Origin of the sequence: Actinacidiphila epipremni, from assembly GCF_012034175.1 — a bacterium.
GTDB classification, from domain to species: domain Bacteria; phylum Actinomycetota; class Actinomycetes; order Streptomycetales; family Streptomycetaceae; genus Actinacidiphila; species Actinacidiphila epipremni.
In genome coordinates this window covers 23,282-45,543 of record NZ_JAATEJ010000012.1, presented here as the reverse complement: position 1 = coordinate 45,543, position 22,262 = coordinate 23,282, and the positions used below count along the sequence as shown (strand labels likewise).

19 protein-coding genes, 1 tRNA gene and 1 pseudogene are annotated in these 22,262 nt (G+C 72.0%); 4 read left to right on the top strand and 17 right to left on the bottom strand.

Translation table 11 applies throughout. The features are described from left to right. Nucleotides 1-31: 31 nt before the first annotated feature. The 17 genes from atpB to HCN08_RS16565 all read right to left on the bottom strand — a co-directional run bounded on the left by atpB (nucleotide 32) and on the right by HCN08_RS16565 (nucleotide 20,120). Nucleotides 32-838 carry a F0F1 ATP synthase subunit A gene (atpB, locus tag HCN08_RS16645; protein ID WP_167983879.1) on the bottom strand — a complete coding sequence of 269 codons (807 nt, stop codon included), beginning with the start codon at nucleotides 836-838 and terminating at the stop codon, nucleotides 32-34. Nucleotides 839-1,136: 298 nt separating this feature from the next. Continuing rightward, entirely contained in the window at nucleotides 1,137-1,553 is a 417-nt protein-coding gene (locus HCN08_RS16640; protein ID WP_167983878.1) for a hypothetical protein, read from the bottom strand. A gap of 214 nt (nucleotides 1,554-1,767) precedes the next feature. Beyond that, on the bottom strand, nucleotides 1,768-3,114 hold the full coding sequence (locus HCN08_RS16635; RefSeq protein WP_167983877.1) for an MraY family glycosyltransferase: 1,347 nt from the start codon (nucleotides 3,112-3,114) through the stop codon (nucleotides 1,768-1,770). 168 nt (nucleotides 3,115-3,282) lie between these two features. Further along, nucleotides 3,283-3,954, bottom strand: a complete 672-nt coding sequence (locus HCN08_RS16630) for an arsenate reductase/protein-tyrosine-phosphatase family protein (protein ID WP_167983876.1) — start codon at nucleotides 3,952-3,954, stop codon at nucleotides 3,283-3,285. Further along, nucleotides 3,951-4,598 (bottom strand): L-threonylcarbamoyladenylate synthase, encoded by a 648-nt coding sequence (locus HCN08_RS16625; RefSeq protein WP_167983875.1) that lies wholly within the window; start codon nucleotides 4,596-4,598, stop codon nucleotides 3,951-3,953. Before HCN08_RS16625 ends, HCN08_RS16630 begins: the two co-directional genes overlap by 4 nt. 61 nt (nucleotides 4,599-4,659) lie before the next feature. Then, entirely contained in the window at nucleotides 4,660-5,505 is an 846-nt protein-coding gene (prmC, locus tag HCN08_RS16620; RefSeq protein WP_167983874.1) for a peptide chain release factor N(5)-glutamine methyltransferase, read from the bottom strand. Nucleotides 5,506-5,518: 13 nt separating this feature from the next. Next, on the bottom strand, nucleotides 5,519-6,613 hold the full coding sequence (gene prfA, locus HCN08_RS16615) for a peptide chain release factor 1 (protein WP_167984006.1): 1,095 nt from the start codon (nucleotides 6,611-6,613) through the stop codon (nucleotides 5,519-5,521). A gap of 154 nt (nucleotides 6,614-6,767) precedes the next feature. Further along, nucleotides 6,768-6,998 carry a 50S ribosomal protein L31 gene (gene rpmE / locus HCN08_RS16610; RefSeq protein WP_167983873.1) on the bottom strand — a complete coding sequence of 77 codons (231 nt, stop codon included), beginning with the start codon at nucleotides 6,996-6,998 and terminating at the stop codon, nucleotides 6,768-6,770. A gap of 122 nt (nucleotides 6,999-7,120) precedes the next feature. Then, the gene (locus HCN08_RS16605; RefSeq protein ID WP_167983872.1) at nucleotides 7,121-8,236 is read right to left on the bottom strand and encodes an LCP family protein; all 1,116 of its coding nucleotides are present in this window, start codon (nucleotides 8,234-8,236) and stop codon (nucleotides 7,121-7,123) included. A 132-nt stretch (nucleotides 8,237-8,368) separates the two neighbouring features. Continuing rightward, nucleotides 8,369-10,174, bottom strand: coding sequence for a trypsin-like serine protease (locus HCN08_RS16600; protein ID WP_167983871.1), 1,806 nt, complete (start codon nucleotides 10,172-10,174; stop codon nucleotides 8,369-8,371). A 243-nt stretch (nucleotides 10,175-10,417) separates the two neighbouring features. Continuing rightward, complete coding sequence (rho, locus tag HCN08_RS16595) at nucleotides 10,418-12,460, bottom strand: transcription termination factor Rho (protein WP_322974487.1); 2,043 nt, start codon at nucleotides 12,458-12,460, stop codon at nucleotides 10,418-10,420. A gap of 361 nt (nucleotides 12,461-12,821) precedes the next feature. Then, entirely contained in the window at nucleotides 12,822-13,745 is a 924-nt protein-coding gene (gene thrB, locus HCN08_RS16590) for a homoserine kinase (protein WP_167983870.1), read from the bottom strand. Between the two features lie 242 nt (nucleotides 13,746-13,987). Further along, a complete protein-coding gene (gene thrC / locus HCN08_RS16585; protein WP_167983869.1) occupies nucleotides 13,988-15,079 on the bottom strand; it encodes a threonine synthase in 1,092 nt (363 codons plus the stop codon). Between the two features lie 6 nt (nucleotides 15,080-15,085). Next, nucleotides 15,086-16,450, bottom strand: a complete 1,365-nt coding sequence (locus HCN08_RS16580; protein ID WP_167983868.1) for a homoserine dehydrogenase — start codon at nucleotides 16,448-16,450, stop codon at nucleotides 15,086-15,088. Nucleotides 16,451-16,738: 288 nt separating this feature from the next. Beyond that, nucleotides 16,739-18,130 carry a diaminopimelate decarboxylase gene (gene lysA / locus HCN08_RS16575; RefSeq protein ID WP_167983867.1) on the bottom strand — a complete coding sequence of 464 codons (1,392 nt, stop codon included), beginning with the start codon at nucleotides 18,128-18,130 and terminating at the stop codon, nucleotides 16,739-16,741. 255 nt (nucleotides 18,131-18,385) lie between these two features. Beyond that, complete coding sequence (gene nrtL, locus HCN08_RS16570) at nucleotides 18,386-19,477, bottom strand: ArgS-related anticodon-binding protein NrtL (RefSeq protein WP_167983866.1); 1,092 nt, start codon at nucleotides 19,475-19,477, stop codon at nucleotides 18,386-18,388. Between the two features lie 124 nt (nucleotides 19,478-19,601). Further along, nucleotides 19,602-20,120 carry a response regulator transcription factor gene (locus HCN08_RS16565; RefSeq protein WP_407648798.1) on the bottom strand — a complete coding sequence of 173 codons (519 nt, stop codon included), beginning with the start codon at nucleotides 20,118-20,120 and terminating at the stop codon, nucleotides 19,602-19,604. Between the two features lie 160 nt (nucleotides 20,121-20,280). Here HCN08_RS16565 and HCN08_RS16560 point away from each other — a divergent pair. The 4 genes and pseudogenes from HCN08_RS16560 to HCN08_RS16545 all read left to right on the top strand — a co-directional run. Then, a tRNA-Arg gene (locus HCN08_RS16560) sits at nucleotides 20,281-20,352 on the top strand. 181 nt (nucleotides 20,353-20,533) lie between these two features. Then, a complete protein-coding gene (locus tag HCN08_RS16555) occupies nucleotides 20,534-20,860 on the top strand; it encodes a hypothetical protein (protein ID WP_167983864.1) in 327 nt (108 codons plus the stop codon). Nucleotides 20,861-20,870: 10 nt separating this feature from the next. Then, nucleotides 20,871-21,527, top strand: coding sequence for a nucleotidyl transferase AbiEii/AbiGii toxin family protein (locus HCN08_RS16550; RefSeq protein WP_167983863.1), 657 nt, complete (start codon nucleotides 20,871-20,873; stop codon nucleotides 21,525-21,527). Next, nucleotides 21,528-22,254 (top strand): annotated as a pseudogene (locus HCN08_RS16545) (IS5 family transposase); the annotation flags it as partial. Nucleotides 22,255-22,262 lie beyond the last annotated feature (8 nt).

Sequence of the window (22,262 nt, the reverse complement as noted above, 5' to 3'; positions counted from 1 at the left end):
GGGTCGTACGGGCGGCGGCTCGGTGCGGGGCTCAGTGGCCCTCTTCGAGCGCTCCCTGAATGTAGATCGAGGCCAGCAGCGTGAAGATGTACGCCTGCAGGAACTGGATCAGCAGCTCGAAGGCCGTCATGAAGATCGCCAGCCCGAAGGAGCCCGCGGACACCGCCGTCAGCCAGGTCGGCGTCAGCAGGTACCAGCTCGCGACGCTGAACATGACGATCAGCATGTGGCCGGCGAACATGTTCGCCCACAGCCGGACCGCGAGGGTGAACGGGCGGGTGATGACGTTCTGGATGAACTCCAGCAGCACGATCAGCGGGACCAGCGGCTTGGGCAGGCCCGAGATCCACACCAGGTTCTTGACGCCCTTGCGGAAGCCGTGCGTCTTGAACGTGAGGTACATGTACGTGATGAAGACCAGCGCCGCCAGTGCCACCGGGAACGCGAACCGCGAGGTCGCCGGGAACTGGGCGAACGGGATGATCGACATGATGTTCATGAACCACACGAAGAAGAAGATCGACGTGAGGAAGGGGACGTACTTGTCGCCCTTCTTGCCGATGACTTCGCGGGCGATGCTGCGGGCCACGAACGTGTAGCCGATCTCGCCGACCAGCTGGAGCTTGCCGGGGACCAGCTTGGGCTTGTTGAACGCGGCCCAGAAGAAGCCCACCACCAGCAGCATGCAGAGGATCGCCAGCAGCATCGGCTTGGTGAAGTCGAAGCTGCCGATGCTGAAGATCGGCTTGAAGTCGAACGAGTGAAGGCCCGGAGCAGGGAAACCGCAGTCCTGCTTGATGTGACAGCCAGCCTCAGCGAGCAGCGTGTGGGCACTCACCCGTGACTCCTTCGTCGTGACGCATAAGTAACGGCAACCTTGTGTGTCAGCGCGGCTGGTGAGGCCGCTGGTCGGCACGGCGGACGAGGCGTGGCGAAGTCACCACTGTCCGCTGGGAGCCCGCATCGAAGACCGGGAACCCGGGCTCCGCGCCGCGTCCGCGGCGCCGGTTCCGAGTACACCGATGGGCGCGGGGGCAGCACCTTCTCCAGGTGAGAGGGGCCTCCACGTCCAGATGCGTTTCCGGACGATAGCAGATGGAATTGCAGCCTCTTTACCCGGCCCTTGGCCCCGCGCATCATTCGGCCGGCGGGACGGACGGGACGGGGTCGACGTAGAGCATCCGGGAGGTCAGGCTCTGCCTGACCTGGCCGCCCACCCAGGACAGGGCGGTCGCCAGCAGGCTCAGGCCGAAGGCCTTGCCGCTGAAGAGTGTGGTGTCCTTGAAGACGACGATGAAGACGCCGATCATCAGGATCTGCACGGCGTAGACCAGCATGCCGGCGGCCATCGCGATCTGCGGGCGCTCGGCGGTCATGGTCATCAGGGCCCAGGAGCCGAAGGCGAAGAAGACCCCCACCACGAGGACCGCCATCAGGCCGCCGAGCAAGCCCTTTTCGCCCGCGAGCACGGCACTGAGGACGGTGGCGACAACTCCGACGGGGGCGGCGACGTACGCGGCTCCCCTGAGGATTCGGGCGTCGTTCTGCTGCATGGTGACGGCTCCTCCGGCGGGAGTTGGGGCAAGCGGATGTCGTCGGAGACGAGCGTAGTCAGGGACCGAGGACGTGCCTCACGCCGGTCGACCGCTCACGGGGTCCAACGACGCGTGCCCTGCTTTCGTGAACGGTATCACAAAGTATTTGATGCGGTCTTTACCATGGAGATGTGCTGCCTGTCACAAGACTGTGGTCGCGACACGCCGCCCGTTATGGGTGAGTTACGTCTCGGCTCACATCGCGGCGGGCGGCGGTGGCCGACCGGCGGTCCGGGCGCCGGTCGGCGACCCTGGCCCGGGCGCCGATCGCGGTGGAGCCGTGCAGCGCGGGGCGGTCCGCCGAGCGCATCTCCCGCTCGGCCGCGGCGGCACCGGCCGCCAGCCGCCGCCTGCGCCGCCGGTAGCGCGGCGGCACCACGGCCTCGGCCCAGTCCGGGGCGGCCGGCTTGAAGCGCGGCAGCAGCAGCACGACCAGGCCCAGCGCGCTCAGCGCGACGATCACCAGCACGATCCACAGGCTCGACGACGTCACCGAGAACGCGACCGCGGCGAACGCGAACAGCGCCGACCAGAAGTACATGATCAGCACCGCCCGGCTGTGCGAGTGCCCGATCTCCAGCAGCCGGTGGTGCAGATGGCCGCGGTCGGCGGCGAACGGCGACTGCCCGCGCCAGGTCCTGCGCACCACCGCGAGCACCAGGTCGGCGGCGGGGATGGCGATCATCGTCAGCGGCAGCAGCAGCGGCATGTAGACCGGCACCATGAAGTGCACGGTCTGCCGGGTCGACCCGGTGAAGGACGTGATCGCGTCCGGGTCGACCTGCCCGGTGATGGAGATCGCGGCCGAGGAGAAGACCAGGCCGATCAGCATCGACCCGGAGTCGCCCATGAAGATCCTGGCCGGGTGGATGTTGTGCGGCAGGAAGCCCAGGCACATGCCGATCAGCACCGCGCTGAAGAGCGTCGCGGGGGCCGCGGCCTCGACGCCGTAGCCGTACCACATGCGGTAGGCGTACATGAAGAACGCGATGGACGCGATGCACACCATGCCGGCCGCGAGGCCGTCCAGGCCGTCGACGAAGTTGACCGCGTTGATCGTGATGACCACCAGCGCGACGGTGAGCAGCGTGGACTGCACGGGGGTCAGCGCGACCGGGCCGATGCCGGGGACCGGCAGCCACAGGATCGTCAGGCCCTGGAGCACCATCACGCCGGCGGCGATCATCTGCACGCCCAGCTTGACGAGCGCGTCCACGCCCCACTTGTCGTCCAGCACGCCGAGCACCCAGATCAGCCCGGCCCCGGACAGCAGCGCGCGCGGCTCGTTGGACACCGAGAACACGTCGCCGATGTCGTTGAGGTGCGCCGCGACCAGCAGCCCCGCGCACAGGCCGCCGAACATCGCGATGCCGCCGAGCCGCGGGGTGGGCTCGCGGTGCACGTCACGCGCCCTGATGGGCGGCATCGCGCCGGCGGCGATGGCGAACTTCCGCACCGGTCCGGTCAGCAGATACGTGACCGCGGCGGAGACGAAGAGGGTCAGCAGATACTCGCGCACGAGCCGCCTCCGACGGTTCCGGGGGCGTAGCGGGCTTGCGCACACGTCCGGGGGTGGTACCTCACAGCGTCACACCCTAGTGGTGGCCGGGCCGGGTCGGCGAACACCAGGGGAGACTCACAGCATGCCCGCGCGGTTGCACCGGCCCGCGCGGTCATGGCCGGGCGGTCATGACTGGACGGTGGCGCCGACGCCGGTCAGCGCGGTGACCGTCGGCTCCAGGGCGTCGTGGATCTCCGCGCCGACACTGCGGAAGTACGACAGCGGGGCGCCGTACGGGTCGCGGACCTCGTCGGCGTCCGGGCTCGGGGCCAGCAGCCAGCCGCGCAGCGCCGCGGCGGCCCGTACCAGCGCCCTGGCCCGCTCGGTCACGCTGCCCTCGGGCAGCGTGGTGGTGTCGATGGCCCGCACCAGGCGGGTGAACTCCTTGAGGGTGAAGGTACGCAGGCCCGCCGCGTGGCCCATCGAGATCACCTGGGAGCGGTGGTCGCGGGTCGCGGTCAGGACCAGATCGGCGTCGATGACGTGGTCGTCGAGCAGTTCACGGCCGGTGAAGCCGGACGCGTCGGCCCCGTACTCGGCGAGCACGGCCGCGGCGTGCGCCTCCATGGGGGCGCCCTCGTGGCCCCATGTGCCGGCCGACTCCACGATCATGCCGGCGGCGCCGTCGCCGAGCCGGCGCACCAGGCCGAGCCGGGTGAGCCGTTCGGCGATGGGCGAGCGGCAGACGTTGCCGGTGCACACGTGCAGGATGCGGAAGGCGTCGGCGCCGCCGGGGACGGCGGCCGGCACGTGCCCGGGGTGTCCGCGTATGCCGCGCCCGTCGGGGGGCGTGGTCAACGCCGCTCCTGCAGGTCAGGGACGACCGTGCGCAGCTCCTCCGCGCTGATCGCGCCGGCCCGCAGCAGCACCGGCACCTTGCCCGTGACGTCGACGATCGACGACGGTACGGCGGCCGGGGTGGGCCCGCCGTCGAGGTAGACCGCGACGGAGTCGCCGAGCATGCCCTGGGCGGCGTCGCAGTCCTGCGGCGAGGGCATACCGGTGAGGTTGGCGCTGGAGACGGCCATCGGGCCGGTGGCGGTGAGCAGTTCGATGGCGACCGGGTGCAGCGGCATCCGCACGGCGACGGTGCCGCGGGTGTCGCCGAGGTCCCAGCTGAGCGACGGCTGGTGCTTGGTGACCAGGGTCAGCGCGCCGGGCCAGAAGGCGTCGACGAGTTCCCACGCCTGCTCGGAGAAGTCGGTGACGATGCCGTGCAGGGTGTTGGGCGAGCCGACCAGGACGGGCGAGGGCATGTTGCGACCGCGGCCCTTGGCCTCCAGCAGGTCGCCTACCGCCTCGGCGTCGAAGGCGTCGGCGCCGATGCCGTAGACGGTGTCGGTGGGCAGCACGACGAGTTCGCCGCGCTTGACCGCCGAGGTGGCTTCGCGCAGGCCGGTCGCCCGGTCGGTCGCGTCCGCGCAGTCGTATCGCCGTGCCATGGGATGACCTCCGAAGAAAGCTGTGCTGCTGCCGGGTCCGGCGCCGGGGCGGGGTGCCTGGTCACGGCAGTGCCTTGCGGGCCGAGGTGAAGCGCGGGCGGTTGTTGAGATCGGGGTGGTCGGCCGCGTCCGCCCAGCCCGCGTCCTCCTTGAAGATCCACGGCACCTGCCCGCCCTGGGAGTCGGCGTGCTCGATGACGACGACGCCACCGGGCCGCAGCAGCCGGTGCGCGGTGCGCTCGATGCCGCGGATGGTGTCGAGACCGTCCTCGCCGGAGAACAGTGCCATGTCCGGGTCGTGGTCGCGTGCCTCGGGGGCCACGTGCTCCCACTCGGTGAGCGGGATGTAGGGCGGGTTGGAGATGACCAGGTCCACCTGGCCGTTGAGGTCGGGGAAGGCGGTCAGGGCGTCGCCGTGCCGCAGGTCCACCTTGCTGCCGGCGGTGTTCTTGCGGGCGTAGTCCAGGGCGGCCTCGGACAGTTCGACGGCGTGCACCCGGGAGCGGGGCACCTCCTGGGCCAGGGCGAGCGCGATGGCGCCGGAGCCCGTGCACAGGTCGACGATGCGCGGCTCCGCCACGTCCATGGCGCGGACGGCGTCTATGGCCCAGCCGACGACCGACTCGGTCTCCGGGCGGGGCACGAACACCCCCGGCCCGACGCTGAGTTCGAGGTAGCGGAAGAAGGCCCGGCCGGTGATGTGCTGGAGCGGTTCGCGGGCCTCCCGGCGGGCGACGGCCTCCCAGTAGCGGGCGTCGAACTCGCTGTCGGCGACGCGGTGCAGCTCGCCGCGCTTGACGCCGTGGACGTAGGCGGCCAGCTCCTCGGCGTCGAAGCGCGGCGAGGGCACTCCGGCGTCGGCGAGCCGCTGGGCGGCCTGTGCGACCTCGGCGAGCAGCAGGTTCACCGTGCGCCGCCCCTCAGCTCTGGTCGCCGGCCGCGGCCAGCTTGGCGGCGGAGTCGGCGTCGGCGCAGGACTGGATCAGCGCGTCGAGGTCGCCGTCGAGCACCTGGTCGAGGTTGTAGGCCTTGAAGCCGGTGCGGTGGTCGGAGATGCGGTTCTCCGGGTAGTTGTACGTGCGGATGCGCTCGGAGCGGTCGACGGTGCGCACCTGGCTGCGGCGGGCGTCGGACGCCTCGCGCTCGGCCTCCTCCTGGGCGGCGGCCAGCAGCCGGGAGCGCAGGATGCGCATCGCCGACTCCTTGTTCTGCAGCTGGCTCTTCTCGTTCTGGCAGGAGACGACCAGGCCGGAGGGCAGGTGGGTGATGCGGACCGCGGAGTCGGTGGTGTTGACCGACTGGCCGCCGGGCCCGGAGGAGCGGTAGACGTCGATCCGCAGGTCGTTCGCGTTGATCTCGACCTCGACCTCCTCGGCCTCGGGGGTGACCAGCACGCCGGCCGCGGAGGTGTGGATACGGCCCTGGGACTCGGTGGCCGGCACCCGCTGGACGCGGTGCACCCCGCCCTCGTACTTCAGCCGCGCCCAGACGCCCTGGCCCGGATTCGTGGCGTGTCCCGCATGGGAACGGGGGGCCTTGACGGCGACCTGGACGTCCTTGTAGCCGCCGAGGTCGGAGGGGTTGGCGTCGAGGATCTCGGTCTTCCAGCCGACCCGCTCGGCGTAGCGCAGGTACATCCGCAGCAGGTCGCCGGCGAACAGCGCGGACTCCTCGCCGCCCTCGCCGGCCTTGACCTCCAGGATGACGTCCTTGTCGTCGCTGGGGTCGCGCGGCACCAGCAGCAGCCGCAGCCGCTCGGTGAGCTCGTCGCGCTCCTTGTCCAGCTCCTTGACCTCGGCGGCGAACTCCGGGTCGTCGACGCCGAGTTCGCGTGCCGTCTCGATGTCCTCGCCGGTCTGCCGCCAGGCCCGGTAGGTGCTGACGATGGGGGTCAGCTCGGCGTAGCGCTTGGTGAGCCGCCGGGCGTTGGCCTGGTCGGCGTGGACGCTGGGGTCGGCCAGCCGCTTTTCGAGGTCGGCGTGCTCGCCGATCAGTTCCTCGACCGCCTCGAACATCATCAGTCCCTGCGTTTTCGAAAGTGCCGAAATGTATCGGAAGTGCCGGAAGGCGCCGGCCCGTACCGGAAAGTGCCGGAAGGAGTAGGGGGACGACAAAGCGCCGGTCCGGTCGCCCTGGGCGGGGCGACCGGGAACCGGCGCTTGCGGGTCGCTACTTCTTCTTGCCGCCGGCGGCAGCCGCCTTGCCGAAGCGGGCCTCGAAGCGGGCCACCCGGCCGCCGGTGTCGAGGATCTTCTGCTTGCCCGTGTAGAACGGGTGGCACTCGGAGCACACCTCGGCGCGGATCTGGCCGCTGCTCTCGGTGCTCCGGGTGGTGAACGACGCGCCACAGGTGCAGGTGACCTGGGTCTCGACGTACTCGGGGTGGATGTCGCGCTTCACGGATGCTCCTAGGTATCGGGAGGGCGCCGGGTCGCAGGGCGGGGTTGCCGAACGTGAACCGGGGCCGACGGACCAGTGTGCCAGTACCGGCCGCATCTCCCAAAACCAGGTCCGCTACCGGATCATTCCCGGCCCTGGTGGCCGGGCCGGACGACCTTGCCGGCGTCGACCCGGTCGGCTGCCGAGCCGCTGACCGCGGAGGGCGGTACGGGCTTGTCGGCCCGCAGCGCGCCCCACACCTGCGCGGCCTTGGCGGGGATGGGCTGCACCCGGTTGTGGTCGGCGGGCGCGTAGCGCACCGGGAGCGTCACCATGTGGATACGGCCGGAGTGCAGGCCGCGCACGCTCTGCGCCAGGCCCATGAGCCGGCCGACCGAGCCGAGCCCGGTGTCGGTCGTCACGGCGCTCGTGGCGGTGTCGGCGACCGAGAACAGCTTGCCGGGGCTGGTGAGCAGCCCCAGGCCCCGTATGCGGTCCATGAGGGCCTTCATGAACGCCTGCTGGAGCTGGATACGGCCCAGGTCGCTGCCGTCGGCGACGCCGTGCCGGGTGCGGACCAGGCCGAGCGCCTGGTCGCCGTCCAGGGTGTGGGTGCCGGCGGCGAGGTCGAGGTGGCTCTTGGGGTCGCGGATGGCCTGCGTGGTGGTCAGCGGGACCCCGCCGAGCGCGTCGACCAGGTTCTTGAAGCCGGCGAAGTCGACCTCGACGTAGTGGTCCATGCGCAGCCCGGTCATCTTCTCGACGGTCTTGACCGCGCAGACCGGGCCGCCGACCTGGTAGGCGCTGTTGAACATCGCCTGCCGGACGGCCGGCGCGGTGCCGCCGCCGGGCTTGGCGCACGCGGGGCGGTAGACCAGGGTGTCGCGCGGGATGCTGACCACGGTGGCGTCCTTGTGGCCCTTGGCCAGGTGCACGACCATCGCGGTGTCCGAGCGGGCGGTGCCGCTGTCGTGGCCGTAGCCGCGGTTGGCGCCCGAGCGGGAGTCGGAGCCGAGGACGAGGATGTCCATGGAGCCGTGGCCGAGCTTGACGGGGCGGTCGCGGCCGAGGGCGGAGTCGATGTCGACGCTGTGGATGTTGCCGTTGAGCCGGGTGTAGAGGTATCCGGCGCCGCCGGCGCCGGCGAGCACCAGGCCCGCCGCGGCCCATGCGGTGATCCGCAGGCCGCGGTGCCGGCGCCGCCTGGCCCCGACGGGCGTGGCGCCGGCCGGCGGCCGTGGGTCGCCTGTACCGGACATTCCTCCATCGTGCGCCTCGGGTACCGGGGTCGGCATCCGCAGCGCACCGGGACCGCCCGCGTACCCCCAGGTCAGAGGGTACGCGGGCGATTTTTTCGTCACATACGGTGACGGTCTGCCACCGCGGTCGGCTCAGCCGAGCTGGGTGTAGGCGCCCCAGCCGGCGCCGATCCGGATCCGGGCCGCGTAGGGCGCGGTCGTCGAGCCGGTGCCCGGGTAGAGCCACAGCACGCCGGTGGTGTCCCGCGCGATCAGGTCGGCGTGGCCGTCGCCGGTGATGTCGCCGGTGGCGGCGAACAGGTCGTACTGGCCCCAGCCGGCGCCGACCCTGGTGCGGGCCGCCCATACGCCGGGCGCCTTGCCGGTGCCCGTGTAGAGCCACAGCACGCCCGTGGTGTCCCGGGCGACCATGTCGGGCCGGCCGTCGCCGGTGAGGTCGCCGGAGCCGTACAGGGTGCCCGCGTACTGGCCCCAGCCGGTGCCGATCTGGCTGCGGGCGCCGAAGCCGCCCTTGCCGTTGCCTGGGTAGAACCAGGACGTGCCGTTGGTGTCGGTGCCGACCAGGTCGGGCAGCCCGTCGCCGCTCAGGTCGCCCGGGGCGACCAGGGAGGCCATCGAGTTCCAGCCGGAGCCGACCCGCGAGACGGTCGTCCCGTTGTCGACGAACAGCTGGCCGTCGGAGTAGCGCTCCAGCAGGTCGGGGAAGCCGTCCCGGTCCAGGTCGGACTGCCGCAGCAGGGTGAGCCCGGGGTTGGCGCCCTCGTCCCTGCGGGCCTCGAAGGCGTTGCCGGTGGAGAAGTACAGGTACATCTCCCCGGTGGACGTCACGCCCCACAGGTCGGCCCGGCCGTCGCCGCTGACGTCGGCGTCGTCGATCCGCGGCTGGACGACGCCGTCGTACGCGCTGACCTTGGTGAAGACGCTGTACGTCCCCTCGGCGACGCAGGACTGCGAGGCGCCGGACGTCACGCCGACCAGCCGGCCGGCCACGACCAGCGGGCCGCCGGAGTCGCCGTTGCAGACGCCGGTGGTGCCGTCGTCGGTGCCGGTGGCCGCGGGGCCCGCGCAGACCTGGTGGGCGGCGTTGAACTGCGTGCCGTAGGCCGCCGTGCAGTCGGCCGCCGGGTCGATCGGCAACGTGGCCTTGCGCAGCGTCTGCGACAGGTCCTCGCTGGTGGAGGACGTGCGCCCCCAGCCGTAGACGGTGGCGTTCGTGCCCACGGCGTAGTCGGCCGTGTCGTCCGCCGGCGCCAGCGGCAGCGGGGTGGCGGTCACGGGCGTGTCGAGGGTCAGGACGGCGATGTCGTTGTCGAGCGTGACGGCGTTGAACGACGGGTGGCTCCACTGCCGCCACACGGCCGTCGGGGTGCCGCCGTGCCAGTTGGTGGTGTTGTCGGCGTTCACGGTGGGCAGCTGGTCGGTGCCGGTGAGCGCGAAGCCGAAGACGGTGCCGTCCGGGTTGGTGTCGTCCCAGTGCTCACCGGCGGCGCAGTGGCCGGCGGTGACGACCTTGGTGGGGGCGACCAGGACGCCGCTGCAGAAGAAGGCGTCGTCGTCGGAGAAGTCGGCCGGGGTGCCGTTCTCGTCGTCGTACCACAGCTGCACCGCCCAGGGGGCGCTCGCGATGGTCGTGGTCGTACCGCCGATGATCTTCGGGTCGAGCGGCGCCGCCTTGCCGGTCGCGCGGCTCTGAGCCGCGGCCTTGTCGCGCGCGTGGACCGCCGGGACCGCGTGGGCCGCGGCGGCGCCCAGCTGCGCCGCGGAGGGCGCCTGGGGGTGCACCGGGGCCGGCGCCACCGGTGGCCGTACGGGGGTGCCGGCCTGGGCCGGTGCCACGAGCAGCACACCGGCGGCACCGGCGCCGAACGCGACCGCGCCGGCGGCCAGCGGCAGCCGCCGCCCCCGTCGCCGGTCCGCGCTCTTGCGGGCAGGGAACATCCACGACTCCTGTCGTCGGTAACGCGCCGCCGTACGCGGTGGGTTCACCGGTGCGCGGCGGCATAGCCGGCCGACTGTAGGACTGCGGACATCCGTCCTGGCGGGCGCCCGGATGGCGGACGGCGTAACGCCGTACGAACAAACGTCGTACGCGCCCGCCGTCCGCGCGGGTGCGGCACGGCGAAGGGCCCCGCCTGCCGGTCGTGCCGGCGGGCGGGGCCCTTCGCTGCGGGCGGTGCGGGGTCAGTCGTTGTTCTGGCCCGGCGTGGTCTTGGCGATCTGCATCAGGAACTCGCCGTTGGACTTGGTCTGCTTGACCTTGTCCAGCAGCAGCTCGATCGCCTGCTGCTGGTCGAGGGCGTGCAGCACCCGGCGCAGCTTCCAGATGATGCCCAGCTCCTCGCCGCCGAGCAGGATCTCCTCCTTGCGGGTGCCGGACGCGTCGACGTCCACCGCGGGGAAGATGCGCTTGTCGGCGAGCTTGCGGTCGAGCTTGAGCTCCATGTTGCCGGTGCCCTTGAACTCCTCGAAGATCACCTCGTCCATGCGCGAGCCGGTCTCGACCAGCGCGGTGGCCAGGATGGTCAGCGAGCCGCCGTCCTCGATGTTGCGGGCGGCGCCGAAGAACCGCTTCGGCGGGTAGAGCGCGGTGGAGTCCACACCACCGGACAGGATGCGGCCCGAGGCGGGCGCGGCCAGGTTGTAGGCGCGGCCCAGCCGGGTGATCGAGTCCAGCAGCACGACGACGTCGTGGCCGAGCTCCACCAGGCGCTTGGCGCGCTCGATGGCCAGCTCCGCGACCGTGGTGTGGTCCTCGGCGGGGCGGTCGAAGGTCGAGGAGATGACCTCGCCCTTCACCGACCGCTGCATGTCGGTGACCTCTTCGGGACGCTCGTCGACCAGCACCACCATGAGGTGGCACTCGGGGTTGTTGGTGGTGATCGCGTTGGCGACCGCCTGCATGATCATGGTCTTGCCGGTCTTCGGCGGGGCCACGATCAGCCCGCGCTGGCCCTTGCCGATCGGCGAGACCATGTCGATGATCCGGGTCGTCAGCACGCCCGGGTCGGTCTCCAGCCGCAGCCGGTCCTGCGGGTAGAGCGGGGTGAGCTTGTTGAACTCCGGACGGCCGCGGCCCGAGTCGGCCGCCATGCCGTTGGCGGAGTCCAGCCGCACCAGCGCGTTGAACTTCTCGCGCCGCTCGCCGTCCTTGGGCTGCCGCACCGCGCCGGTGACGTGGTCGCCCTTGCGCAGCCCGTTCTTGCGGACCTGCGCGAGCGAGACGTACACGTCGTTGGGGCCCGGCAGGTAGCCGGAGGTGCGGATGAACGCGTAGTTGTCGAGGATGTCGAGGATGCCCGCGACCGGGATCAGGACGTCGTCGTCGGCGACCTGCGGCTCGCCGCCGCCGCCGAACTCCTCGCGGCGGTTGCCGCGCCCTCTGCGGTCGCGGTACCGGCCCCGGCGCCGGCCGCGGCCGTCACCGAACTCGTCGTCGTCGTTGCCGCCGCCCTGACCGCCCTGGCCGCCCTGCTGCTGGCCCTGCTGGCCGCCGCCCTGCTGCTGGCGGTCCCGGCCGCCGCCCTGGCCGCCGCCGTCCTCGCGGTTGCGCTGCCGGTCGCGCTGGCGCTCCCGGCGGTCGCCGCGGCGCCGCTCCTGGCGGTCGTCGCCGCCGGCCTGCTGCTTGCCGTCGCCCTTGGCGTCGGTGCGGCCCTCGGCGGTGTCCACCGCGGCCTGCGCGTCCTTGTCCGAACGGTCCGTGCGGTCCGTACGTTCCGTACGGTCGCCGCGCTCGGCGCGCTCGGTCTTCGCGGCCTTGGCCTGCGGCTCTCCGGCCGGCTGGCCGGGGATCTCGATCTGCTTCTGCTCCTGCCGCTGCTCACGCTGCTCGGGCGCCGCGGTGGCCGTCGCGGTCGCGGCGGCGCGCGGGGCGCTCTGCTCGCCCTCGGCCGCCTGCTCGACGCGGGCCTTGGACGTCGCCCGGCGCTTGGGCTTGTCCGCGCCGCCGTCGGCGACCGCGGGCGCGGCGGGGGCGGATCCGCCGCCGGCCTGGCGCTCCTTGATGGTCTCGATCAGCTGGCTCTTGCGCATCCGCGCGGTGCCCTTGATTCCGAGACCGGAGGCGAGCTGCTGCAGTTCGGCCAGCACCATGCCGTCCAGGCCGGTCCCGGTGCGGCGGCGCCGCGCCGGGGTGGCCGTGGCGGCACCGTTGGCAGGCGCGGCGGCATCGGACGAGGCGACAGTGTCATCTGCGCGCACGCCCATCAGATCGGTGGTGTCGCTCACGAAGGGTCCTTCCCTGGAGCGGGCGTCGGCCTGTCTGGCTCGGCGACCGGTCGTGCTGTCCGGATCTGGGCGTTCCCGCTGTCCAGAACCGGGGCGGTGGTCCGCCTGATGGCGGCAGAAATACATACGTGCCTTCGGCACGGAGGGAACTCGTACCGAATATCCGGAGCGTGCTCAACATCGCTCGGGTCGGGAATCCGTGTCAGCGGATCAGGCCCTATGCGAGGTGGGAGGCTCCCGGAAGAAATGCGGTCCCGTGTGAGGGACGCGGTGCATCCGGCCCGTCGGGCATCGAATGCAGGCTTGAGGTTAACACTACCGGATCCAGCAAACATTCCCCCTCTCACGACCGGCAACCGTGTCACTGCCCCCCGGCGAGCGGCAGTACACACGCCCCGTCCGCGTCCAGGGACAGGCGGTGCGCCGCCCATGCCCCGCCCGCGAGCCGGGAGACCTTGTCGGCGGCCCCGTCGTCGGTCAGCGCCAGGACGGTCGGTCCCGCGCCCGACACGACAGCAGGGACGCCCTCACCGCGCAGCCGGTTCACCAACGACAGCGTTTCCGGCATCGCCGGAGCCCGGTACTCCTGGTGCAGCCGGTCCTCGGTGGCCGGCAGCAGCAGGTCGACCCGCCTGGTCAGCGCCTCGACCAGCAGCGCCGCCCGGCCGGCGTTGGCGGCGGCGTCCACGTGGGGGACGCTGCGCGGCAGCAGCCCGCGCGCGGTCTCGGTCAGCAGCGGCGTGGCCGGCACGAAGACCACCGGGACCAGCGACGGCGCCGGGTCCATCCGGACGGCACGGGCGGCCCCGCCCTCGCTCCAGGCGACGGTGAAACCGCCCAGCAGACACGCCGCGACGTTGTCGGGGTGCCCCTCGATCTCGGTCGCCAGCTCCAGCAGCGCGGTGTCGTCCAGGACGGACGGCCCGCCTATGGTCACCGCCCGCGCGGCGATGATGCCCGCGCAGATGGCGGCCGAGGAGGAGCCGAGGCCGCGGCCGTGCGGAATGCGGTTGGCGCACACCACCTCCAGGCCGCGCGGCTGGCCGCCGAGCAGGTCGAAGGCGGTCCGCAGCGAGCGTACGACCAGGTGTTTCTCGTCCCGCGCGAGCGTGTCGGCGCCCTCGCCGGCTATGTCGACGTGCAGGCCGGCGTCCGCGACCCGCACCACGACGTCGTCGTACAGCCCCAGGGCCAGCCCGAAGGCGTCGAACCCGGGCCCGAGGTTCGCGCTGGTCGCGGGGACGCGCACTCGTACTGCGGCAGCGCGGAACGCGGGACCGGCCATCGTTCGACGAATCTCCTTGTGCGGTTCGCCCTGCGGGCGCGGCACCATTGCCGGGCGGCGGGGCGGGGAGTGGCGATGCGGGGTTGGCATCCGCCGGATTCGGGGCACACTGCGGTGCCGCTGGTTCCAGCTTATCGAAGGAAGGTTCTCCTGCGACATAGGGCGCACGTACAGCGCGTGATGCGTGTCGCCTCCCCGACGTGCGCCCCTGCCCCGCCGGACGGGGCAGGGGGCGCAGGCCCTTACGCCAGCCCGAGGCTCCTGGCCGCGGCGTCCGCGTCGACCGGGACCGTAAGAGGGGCGGGGGCGCCGGCGACGGCCCAGTCGGGGTCTTTGAGGCCGTTGCCGGTGACCGTGCAGACGATGCGCTGGCCGGGGTCGACCCGGCCTTCTTCCGCGGCCTTGAGCAGGCCGGCGACCGAGGCCGCCGAGGCGGGCTCGACGAAGACGCCCTCCTTGGCCGCCAGCAGCCGGTAGGCCGCCAGGATCTGACGGTCCGTGACCGCCTCGATGACGCCGCCGGACTCGTCGCGCGCCTGCTCGGCGAACTGCCAGGACGCCGGGTTGCCGATCCGGATCGCGGTGGCGATCGTCTGCGGCTGCCGCACCGGAGCGCCGTTGACGATCGGCGCGGAGCCGGACGCCTGGAAGCCCCACATCCGCGGTTTGCGGGTGGCCATCCCGTCGGCCGCGTACTCCTGGTAGCCGCGCCAGTAGGCGGTGATGTTCCCGGCGTTGCCCACGGGGAGCAGATGCAGGTCGGGCGCGTCGCCGAGCGCGTCGACGACCTCGAAGGCCGCCGTCTTCTGCCCCTCGATGCGCACCGGGTTGACCGAGTTGACCAGCGCCACCGGGTACTTCTCGCTCAGGCCCCGCGCCAGGTCCAGGCAGTCGTCGAAGTTGCCGTCGACCTGGAGGATGCGGCTGCCGTGCACGAGGGCCTGCCCCATCTTGCCCAGCGCGATCTTGCCCTGCGGCACGAGCACCGCGCACACCATCCCGGCCCGTACCGCGTAGGCCGCGGCGGAGGCGGAGGTGTTGCCGGTGGAAGCGCAGATGACGGCCTGCGCGCCGGCCTCCTTGGCCTTGGAGATGGCCATGGTCATCCCGCGGTCCTTGAAGGACCCGGTCGGGTTCGCGCCCTCGACCTTGAGGTACACGTCGCACCCGGTCCGCTCGGACAGCAGCTGGGCCGGGACCAGCGGGGTGCCACCCTCCAGCAGCGTGACCACCGGGGTGTCCGCGCCGACCGGGAGCCGGTCGCGGTACTCCTCGATGACACCGCGCCACTGGTGGGTGCCGGACATTCGTGGCTGGTCGATGGTTGCGTTCATAGCGGGTTACTCCCCTTCCACGCGCATGATGCTGGCGACGCCGCGTACGGTGTCGAGTGTGCGCAGGCTCGCCACGGTCGCCGAGAGCGCGGCGTCCGGCGCGCGGTGGGTGACGACGACGAGCGAGGCCTCGCCGCCCTCCCGCAGCCGCCCGGCGCCGCCCGGCGCGTCGGCGGCACCGTCGTTGGTGTCACCGCCCAGGCCCTGGCTCCTGCCCTGCTGCCGCACCGTGTCGATGGACACGTCGTGCTCGGCGAACACCGTGGCGACCTGTGCCAGGACGCCCGGTTTGTCCGCCACGTCAAGGCTGATGTGGTAACGGGTGACCACATCGCCCATCGGGCTCACCGGCAGTTGCGTGTACGCGGACTCGCCGGCTCCCGTGGTCGCCGCCAGCTTGTTGCGGCAGGCGGCCACCAGGTCGCCGAGTACGGCGGAGGCGGTGGGTGCACCGCCGGCGCCGGGACCGTAGAACATCAGCCGCCCGGCCGCCTCCGCCTCGACGAAGACGGCGTTGTAGGCCCCCCGTACGGAGGCCAGCGGGTGGCTGAGGGGAATCATCGCGGGGTGCACCCGCGCGGTGACCGAGCGGCCGTCGCGGGCCCGCTCGCAGATGGCCAGCAGCTTGACGGTGCAGCCCATCTTCTTCGCCGAGGCGATGTCCGCCGCGGTGACCTCGGTCAGGCCCTCGCGGTGGACGTCGTCGATGGTGACGCGGGTGTGGAAGGCGATCCCGGCCAGGATCGCGGCCTTCGCGGCGGCGTCGAAGCCCTCGACGTCCGCGGTCGGGTCGGCCTCCGCGTAACCGAGCGCGGTGGCCTCGTCCAGCGCCTCGCTGTAGCCGGCGCCGGTGGTGTCCATCTTGTCGAGGATGAAGTTGGTGGTGCCGTTGACGATGCCGAGCACCCGGTTGACCTTGTCGCCGGCCAGCGACTCGCGCAGCGGCCTGATCAGCGGGATCGCCCCGGCGACCGCGGCCTCGTAGTAGAGGTCCACGCCGTGCTCGGCGGCCTGGGCGTGCAGGCTCGCGCCGTCCGCGGCCAGCAGCGCCTTGTTGGCCGAGACGACCGAGGCGCCGTGCTCGAAGGCGGTGGTGATCAGCGTGCGGACCGGCTCGATACCGCCGATGACCTCGACGACGACGTCGAGGTCGCCGCGTTTGACCAGCGCGGTCGCGTCCGTGGTCAGCAGCTCGGCGGGCACGCCCTCGCGCACCCGGTTGGGCCGGCGCACCGCGATACCGGCCAGCTCGATCGGCGCGCCGATACGGGCGGCGAGGTCGGCGCTCTGCGTCGTGATGATGCGCGTGACCTCGGAGCCGACCACACCGCACCCCAGCAGCGCCACCTTCAGCGGACGCGTACGCATCATCCGACCTCGTCTCTCGTACGGCCTCCCGTGTCCGGGTGCCGTTTTCCCGTGTCCCGTGCCGTTCCCGTGCCGTCCCCGCGCCGCGTACGGATCCGGGCCCGGGCCCGTACGCCGTGGAGGGAACCAGTCTCACCCACCGGATGGGAGAAGCCACGCCCTGTCCGGAATGCGAGACCATCCGGGCGAGCCGTGAGATTTGCTGCGCGGGCGGCAGGCGGGGCGGTGTTTCGGCCCGCCGGGCGGGTCCGGACCGTAGATCCTTTTTACGGTCCGGACGGTTGCGGTGGCTCAGCCCACGTCCAGGCGCAGCAGGTCCTCCTCGGTCTCCCGGCGGACGATCACCCGCGCCTGCCCGTCGGCGACCGCGACCACCGGGGGGCGCAGGGCGTGGTTGTAGTTGCTGGCCATCGAGCGGCAGTACGCGCCGGTCGCCGGCACCGCGATGAGGTCGCCGGGCGCGAGGTCGGCGGGCAGGAAGGCGTCGCGTACGACGATGTCGCCGCTCTCGCAGTGCTTGCCGACGACCCGGCTGAGCATCGGCTCGGCGTCGCTGCGCCGGGAGACCAGCGCGACGCTGTACTCGGCGTCGTAGAGGGCGGTGCGGATGTTGTCGGACATGCCGCCGTCGACGCTGACGTACGTGCGCAGGCCCTCCAGCGGCTTGACGGTGCCGACCTCGTACAGCGTGAAGGCGGTCGGGCCGACGATCGCCCGGCCCGGCTCGACCGACAGCCGCGGCAGGTCGAGGCCGGCCGCCTCGCACTCGCGGGTGACGATCTCGGTGAGGGACTTGGCGATCTGGTGCGGCTCGGCGGGGTCGTCGGCGGAGGTGTACGCGATGCCGAGGCCGCCGCCGAGGTCGATCTCCGGCAGCTGCACGCCGTGCTCGTCGCGGATCTCGCCGAGCAGCCCCACGACGCGGCGGGCGGCGACCTCGAAGCCGGACATGTCGAAGATCTGCGAGCCGATGTGGCTGTGGATGCCCACCAGCTCCAGGCTCTCCAGCTTCAGCACCCGGCGCACCGCCTCGGCGGCCTGCCCGCCGGCCAGCGGGATGCCGAACTTCTGGTCCTCGTGCGCGGTCGCGATGAACTCGTGGGTGTGCGCCTCGACGCCGACCGTGACCCGGATCTGCACCCGCTGCCGCCGCCCGTGCCGCTCGGCCGCGGCGGCGACCCGGACGATCTCCTGGAAGGAGTCCAGCACGATGCGCCCGACGCCGGCGGCGACCGCGCGGTCGATCTCGGCGGGCGTCTTGTTGTTGCCGTGCATCGCGATCCGGTCGGCGGGCATGCCGGCGTCCAGCGCGACCGCGAGCTCCGTGCCCGAGCACACGTCGAGGTCGAGCCCCTCCTCGTGCAGCCAGCGCACCACCGCGCGGGACAGGAACGCCTTGCCGGCGTAGAAGACGTCCGCGTCCTTGCCGAAGGCCGCCCGCCAGGCGCGGCAGCGGGCCCGGAAGTCGGCCTCGTCCAGGACGTAGGCGGGCGTCCCCTGCTCGGCGGCCAGGTCCCGCACGTCGATCCCGCCGACCTCGACGGCACCGTCGTCATTGCGCGTGACGGTGCGCGACCAGACGTGGGGGTCGAGGTGGTTGAGGTCGGCGGGCGGGGCGCTGTAGTGGCCTTCGGGCAGCACGTCGGCGTGCCGGGGACCGGCGGGGTGTGCGGATCGGCTCACGGCGGTGGTTCCTCGTTCTCGGGGGGGGGGCTTTTTTGGGGTGGGGGGGTGGAGCTCGGGGCGGGCGAGGCTCCTCGGGCCTGGCTTTTGGGCTGGGCCTTCGGGCTGGGCCTGCGGGCCCGGCCTTCGGGCCTGGCCTTCGGGCTGGGCCCTGCGGGTCGGGCTCTCGGGCCTGGGCTGCGGGCCCTTGCGGTGCCGGCCTGCGGGGCGGGATCGGCCGCCGGGTGGGGGCCGGCCACCGGGTGGGGGCCGGGGCTAGAGATGGTCGGGCGCGGTGATGCCGAGGAGGTGGAGGCCGCCGGCGAGCACGATGCCGGTCGCGTCGGCGAGGCGCAGCCGGGCAGCGTGGACGGCCGAGGGTTTCTCGTCGCCTTTGGGTAGCGCGGGGCACTCGTCCTGGAAGCGCAGGAACGCGTCCCCCAGCCGCTCCATGTGCCGGGCCACCCGGTCGGGCGCCCGCCGCCGCGCGGCCGTCTCCACGACCCGCGGAAAATCCGCGACGAGCCCGAGCAGCTCCGTCTCCGCGGGGTGCCGGTACGGGTCCCGCTCCCGGCCCTCGATCCGTACGCCCAGGTCCTGGGCATTGCGCAGCAGCGCACGGGTCCGGGCGTGAGCGTAACGGACCCGGAAGAGGGGATTGCTTTCGCGCTGCTCCAGCAGGCTCGCCGTGAGCCGGGGCGTGTCCTCGCCGGGCGGGCGCAGCAGGGCCCACCGGGTCTCGTCGGGCCCGAGGGCGGGGGCTGCGGTGCCGGGGTCGTCGGTCGCGCGATGCGCGGGGTCGGGCACGGGCGCGGGGGGCTGCGCCGGCTCGGCGACCCGGAGCGTTTCCTCGCGCCCGGGGCGGGCGCCGGCGGCGTGCAGCAGCGTGTTGACGACCTCGGCGACAAGCCGGGCCCGCACCCCGACTCCCCCGGCTACTCCGCCTACGCCGGCTCCCCCGGCCGCCCCACCCAGGCCGCCGTCCGCCTCCGGCACGACGGTGACCCGCTCCCCGGCGAGCCCGTCACCGTACCCGTACCGCTCGCCCTGCTCGCGCACCTGCCGTACGACGTCGGCGTACGCCCGGGCGCTCAGCGTGATGTTCAGAAACCCGGCGCCGGCGATCTCGACCTGCGCGATGCCGGGCTCCTTGGCGAGCCGGGGCGCGAGGATCGCGGCGACCTCGTACGCACTGCGCCCGGCGGCTCCGGCGAGCTGCAGGGCGACGTTGGTGGCGTAGTCCCCGCACCCGGGCCGCGGCGGGCGCTGCACGACCACCTTCTCCGGCACAGCCACCCGCAACTCGTCGGCGGCGACGGCACGCCGGACCGTACTCAGCACGGTCCACGACAGCTCAGCGGGGGTCACGGCCCCCAGCGTAGGCGAGAACCCCCCACCCCCGACGACCGTATTTCCCCGGGCCCGCCCAGCTCACGACAAGGAGAGGCGCACCCGCACACCCACCGCAACCGGCCCGGAGAACAAATTCTGCTCACGAACCCCCCGGAGCGGCGGCGGCCCGCCCCCACTCCTCATCGTCGAGGTCGACGTCCCCCACCACCTCGCCGGCGACGTCCTCCCCCTCCGAAGCCTCGTCACCCCCCTCACCGCACTCCCCACCCCCGGCGGCGTCACCCGCCCCCTCCTCCTCGACGTCAGCGGCCCGCCGCCCGGCCAACCGCCGTACCGTCTCCACGAGCTCGGCCGGCTCGAAGGGCTTCCCCACATACGCGTCCACCCCACCCGGCACCCCGACGCCCTCCGGCGCACTCCCCCCGCTGACGATGACGATCCCGACCCCCCGCGTCCACGGATCCCCATCGGCCCGCAACCGCGCAGCCGTCCGCACCCCGTCCAACCGCGGCATGGCAACGTCCAGCGTCACCACATCCGGCCGCACGCTGTGCACGATCTCCAGGCACTCGGCACCATCAGCCGCGGTCACGACCTCGAAGCCCTCCAGCTCCAGGTTGACCCTGATCAACTGCCGGATCACCTTGTTGTCATCCACAACAAGCACCCGGCCGGTCGCTCCCGCCACACCCCGAAGCGTAGGCGCGCGACTACTGATGCGTCCGCGTTTTGCCCATTTCTTCCCCGCCACGGGTTCCCCCCACCCCCGCAAACCCTGTCCGCCCCACCCTCCCCTACCTGGTAGTGTTCTTCCCGTCGCCCCCGTAGCTCAGGGGATAGAGCAACGGCCTCCGGAGCCGTGTGCGCAGGTTCGAATCCTGCCGGGGGCACCCAGGTGACGATGGAGATACTTGAACACCCACCTCGCGACCAGCCACCGCTGGCAGCGAGGTCTTTGCGCGTAAGCGGCCCAACACGGCTCCCCCTCCCTATCGGCCACGCCCTAGTCCCGTAGTCCCGTCAGCGGCACGAATACTCGCGCCCCCTCACCACCCCAGGCATACTCGCCTTATGCATGCAGGGGCGCGCTACGCGGACATCCGCCCGTACACGGTTCCCGAGTCGCTCAGCGAACTGGCCGGACCGACCTACGGCTTCGTCGACCTGCCCACGAGCCTCGACTGGTCACAGCAGCACCGCTACGACCTCAGTGTCGACAAGGACTGTCGCCGCCTCTACGAGACGGTCATCCGCGAAGCCATGGCGCCGTCCGACCTCCGGCGGTTCCTGAACAAAGAGTTGCTGCTGCAACTGTGGCCCTCGCTCTGGCTGCCCTCCCACGTCAAATCCCTCTGGCAAACCAGATTCCCCCAGCTGAGGTCGGCGGCAGCCGCTTAGTCTGACGCGCATGGACCACCTGCACGCCCGTCTCACCCAGCTCGCGCTCGCCGCGGCGGCAGAGGACGGTTTCGTACTCGCCGGCGGATACGCCGTCCAAGCCCACGGCATCCTCAACCGTGTGTCGGACGACGTCGACCTGTTCACCGACCAGGGCGACCCCCGCAGATTCGATGCCGCGGTGGACGCCGTCCGCGATGCCTACACGGCCGACGGCCTGAGCGTCGAGGTGATGCGGGCGGGGAGCGTCTTCGCCCGCCTTCTGGTCACCGATGAGGCCGGTCGGCAGACCAAAGTCGAGATGGGCTACGACTGGCGGGCCGAACCCCCCGTCATGATGGGCGTCGGCCCGGTCCTGCACCCTGACGACGCAGTGGCGAACAAGGTCTCCGCCCTCTACTCCCGAGCAGAGGCACGCGACTACGTCGATGTCCATGCCACGCTGACCAGCGGTCGCTACACGCCCGAAGCACTCCTCCGCCTTGCCGAAGAGCGGGACCCTGGCTTCGACCGCGCCATGTTCGCCCAGGCCCTCCGCGCTTCAAGACGCTGGGACGACGAGGATTACACGGCCTACGGCCTCGACGCCGAGGCCGTCGAACGGCTCCGATCCACCATCGAGTCCTGGGCGGACGAACTCGAAACCCCCACGCGCGGCGACACCTAGGTGTATCCGCAAAGTGGTTGGGTTCGTTGTTGGTGTGTGGTGCGTCGGCATGAGTTGACTGATCAGGCGTGGGAGCGGATCGAGCCGTTGCTGCCGGTGTCCCGGTTGGGGCGTCCGGTGCGGGACCGGCGGGAAATCATCGACGCGATCTTGTGGAAGCTGTCCACGGGGGCCGCGTGGCGGGATCTGCCCGAGCGGTACGGGCCGTGGAAGACCGCCTACGAGCGGTTCCGCCGCTGGTCGGCCGACGGCACGTGGGACCGTCTGCTGGTCCGGGTGCAGCAACACTTGGACGCGGTCGGCGAGGTGGACTGGTCGGTGGCGCGTGGACTCCACGATCGTGCGTGCCCATCAGCACGCGGCCGGGGCCCCGTGCAAAAAGAGAGCGTCGGTCCGGTGGGCCGAACCCTCGGCCGGTCCCGGGACGGGCTGAGCACCAAGATCCACCTGGTCGTCGACAGCCGCGGCCCGCCGCCGGCATTCACCCTCACCGCAGGCAACGTCAACGACTGCACCCAACTCACGGACCGACCCTTCTACTCCGGCAAGCACAAGGAGCACGGCGTGAACGTCCGGGTCCTCACCGATCCGTTCGGCCGACTGCTGTGGGCCTCGCCAGCCCTGCCCGGAGCAATCCACGACATCCGTGCGGCCCGCGAACACGGCATCATCGACGCCCTCTCCCAGGCCGACGCCGGACGGCACAGTCCGCATCCCATATCGGGGATGAGGGAG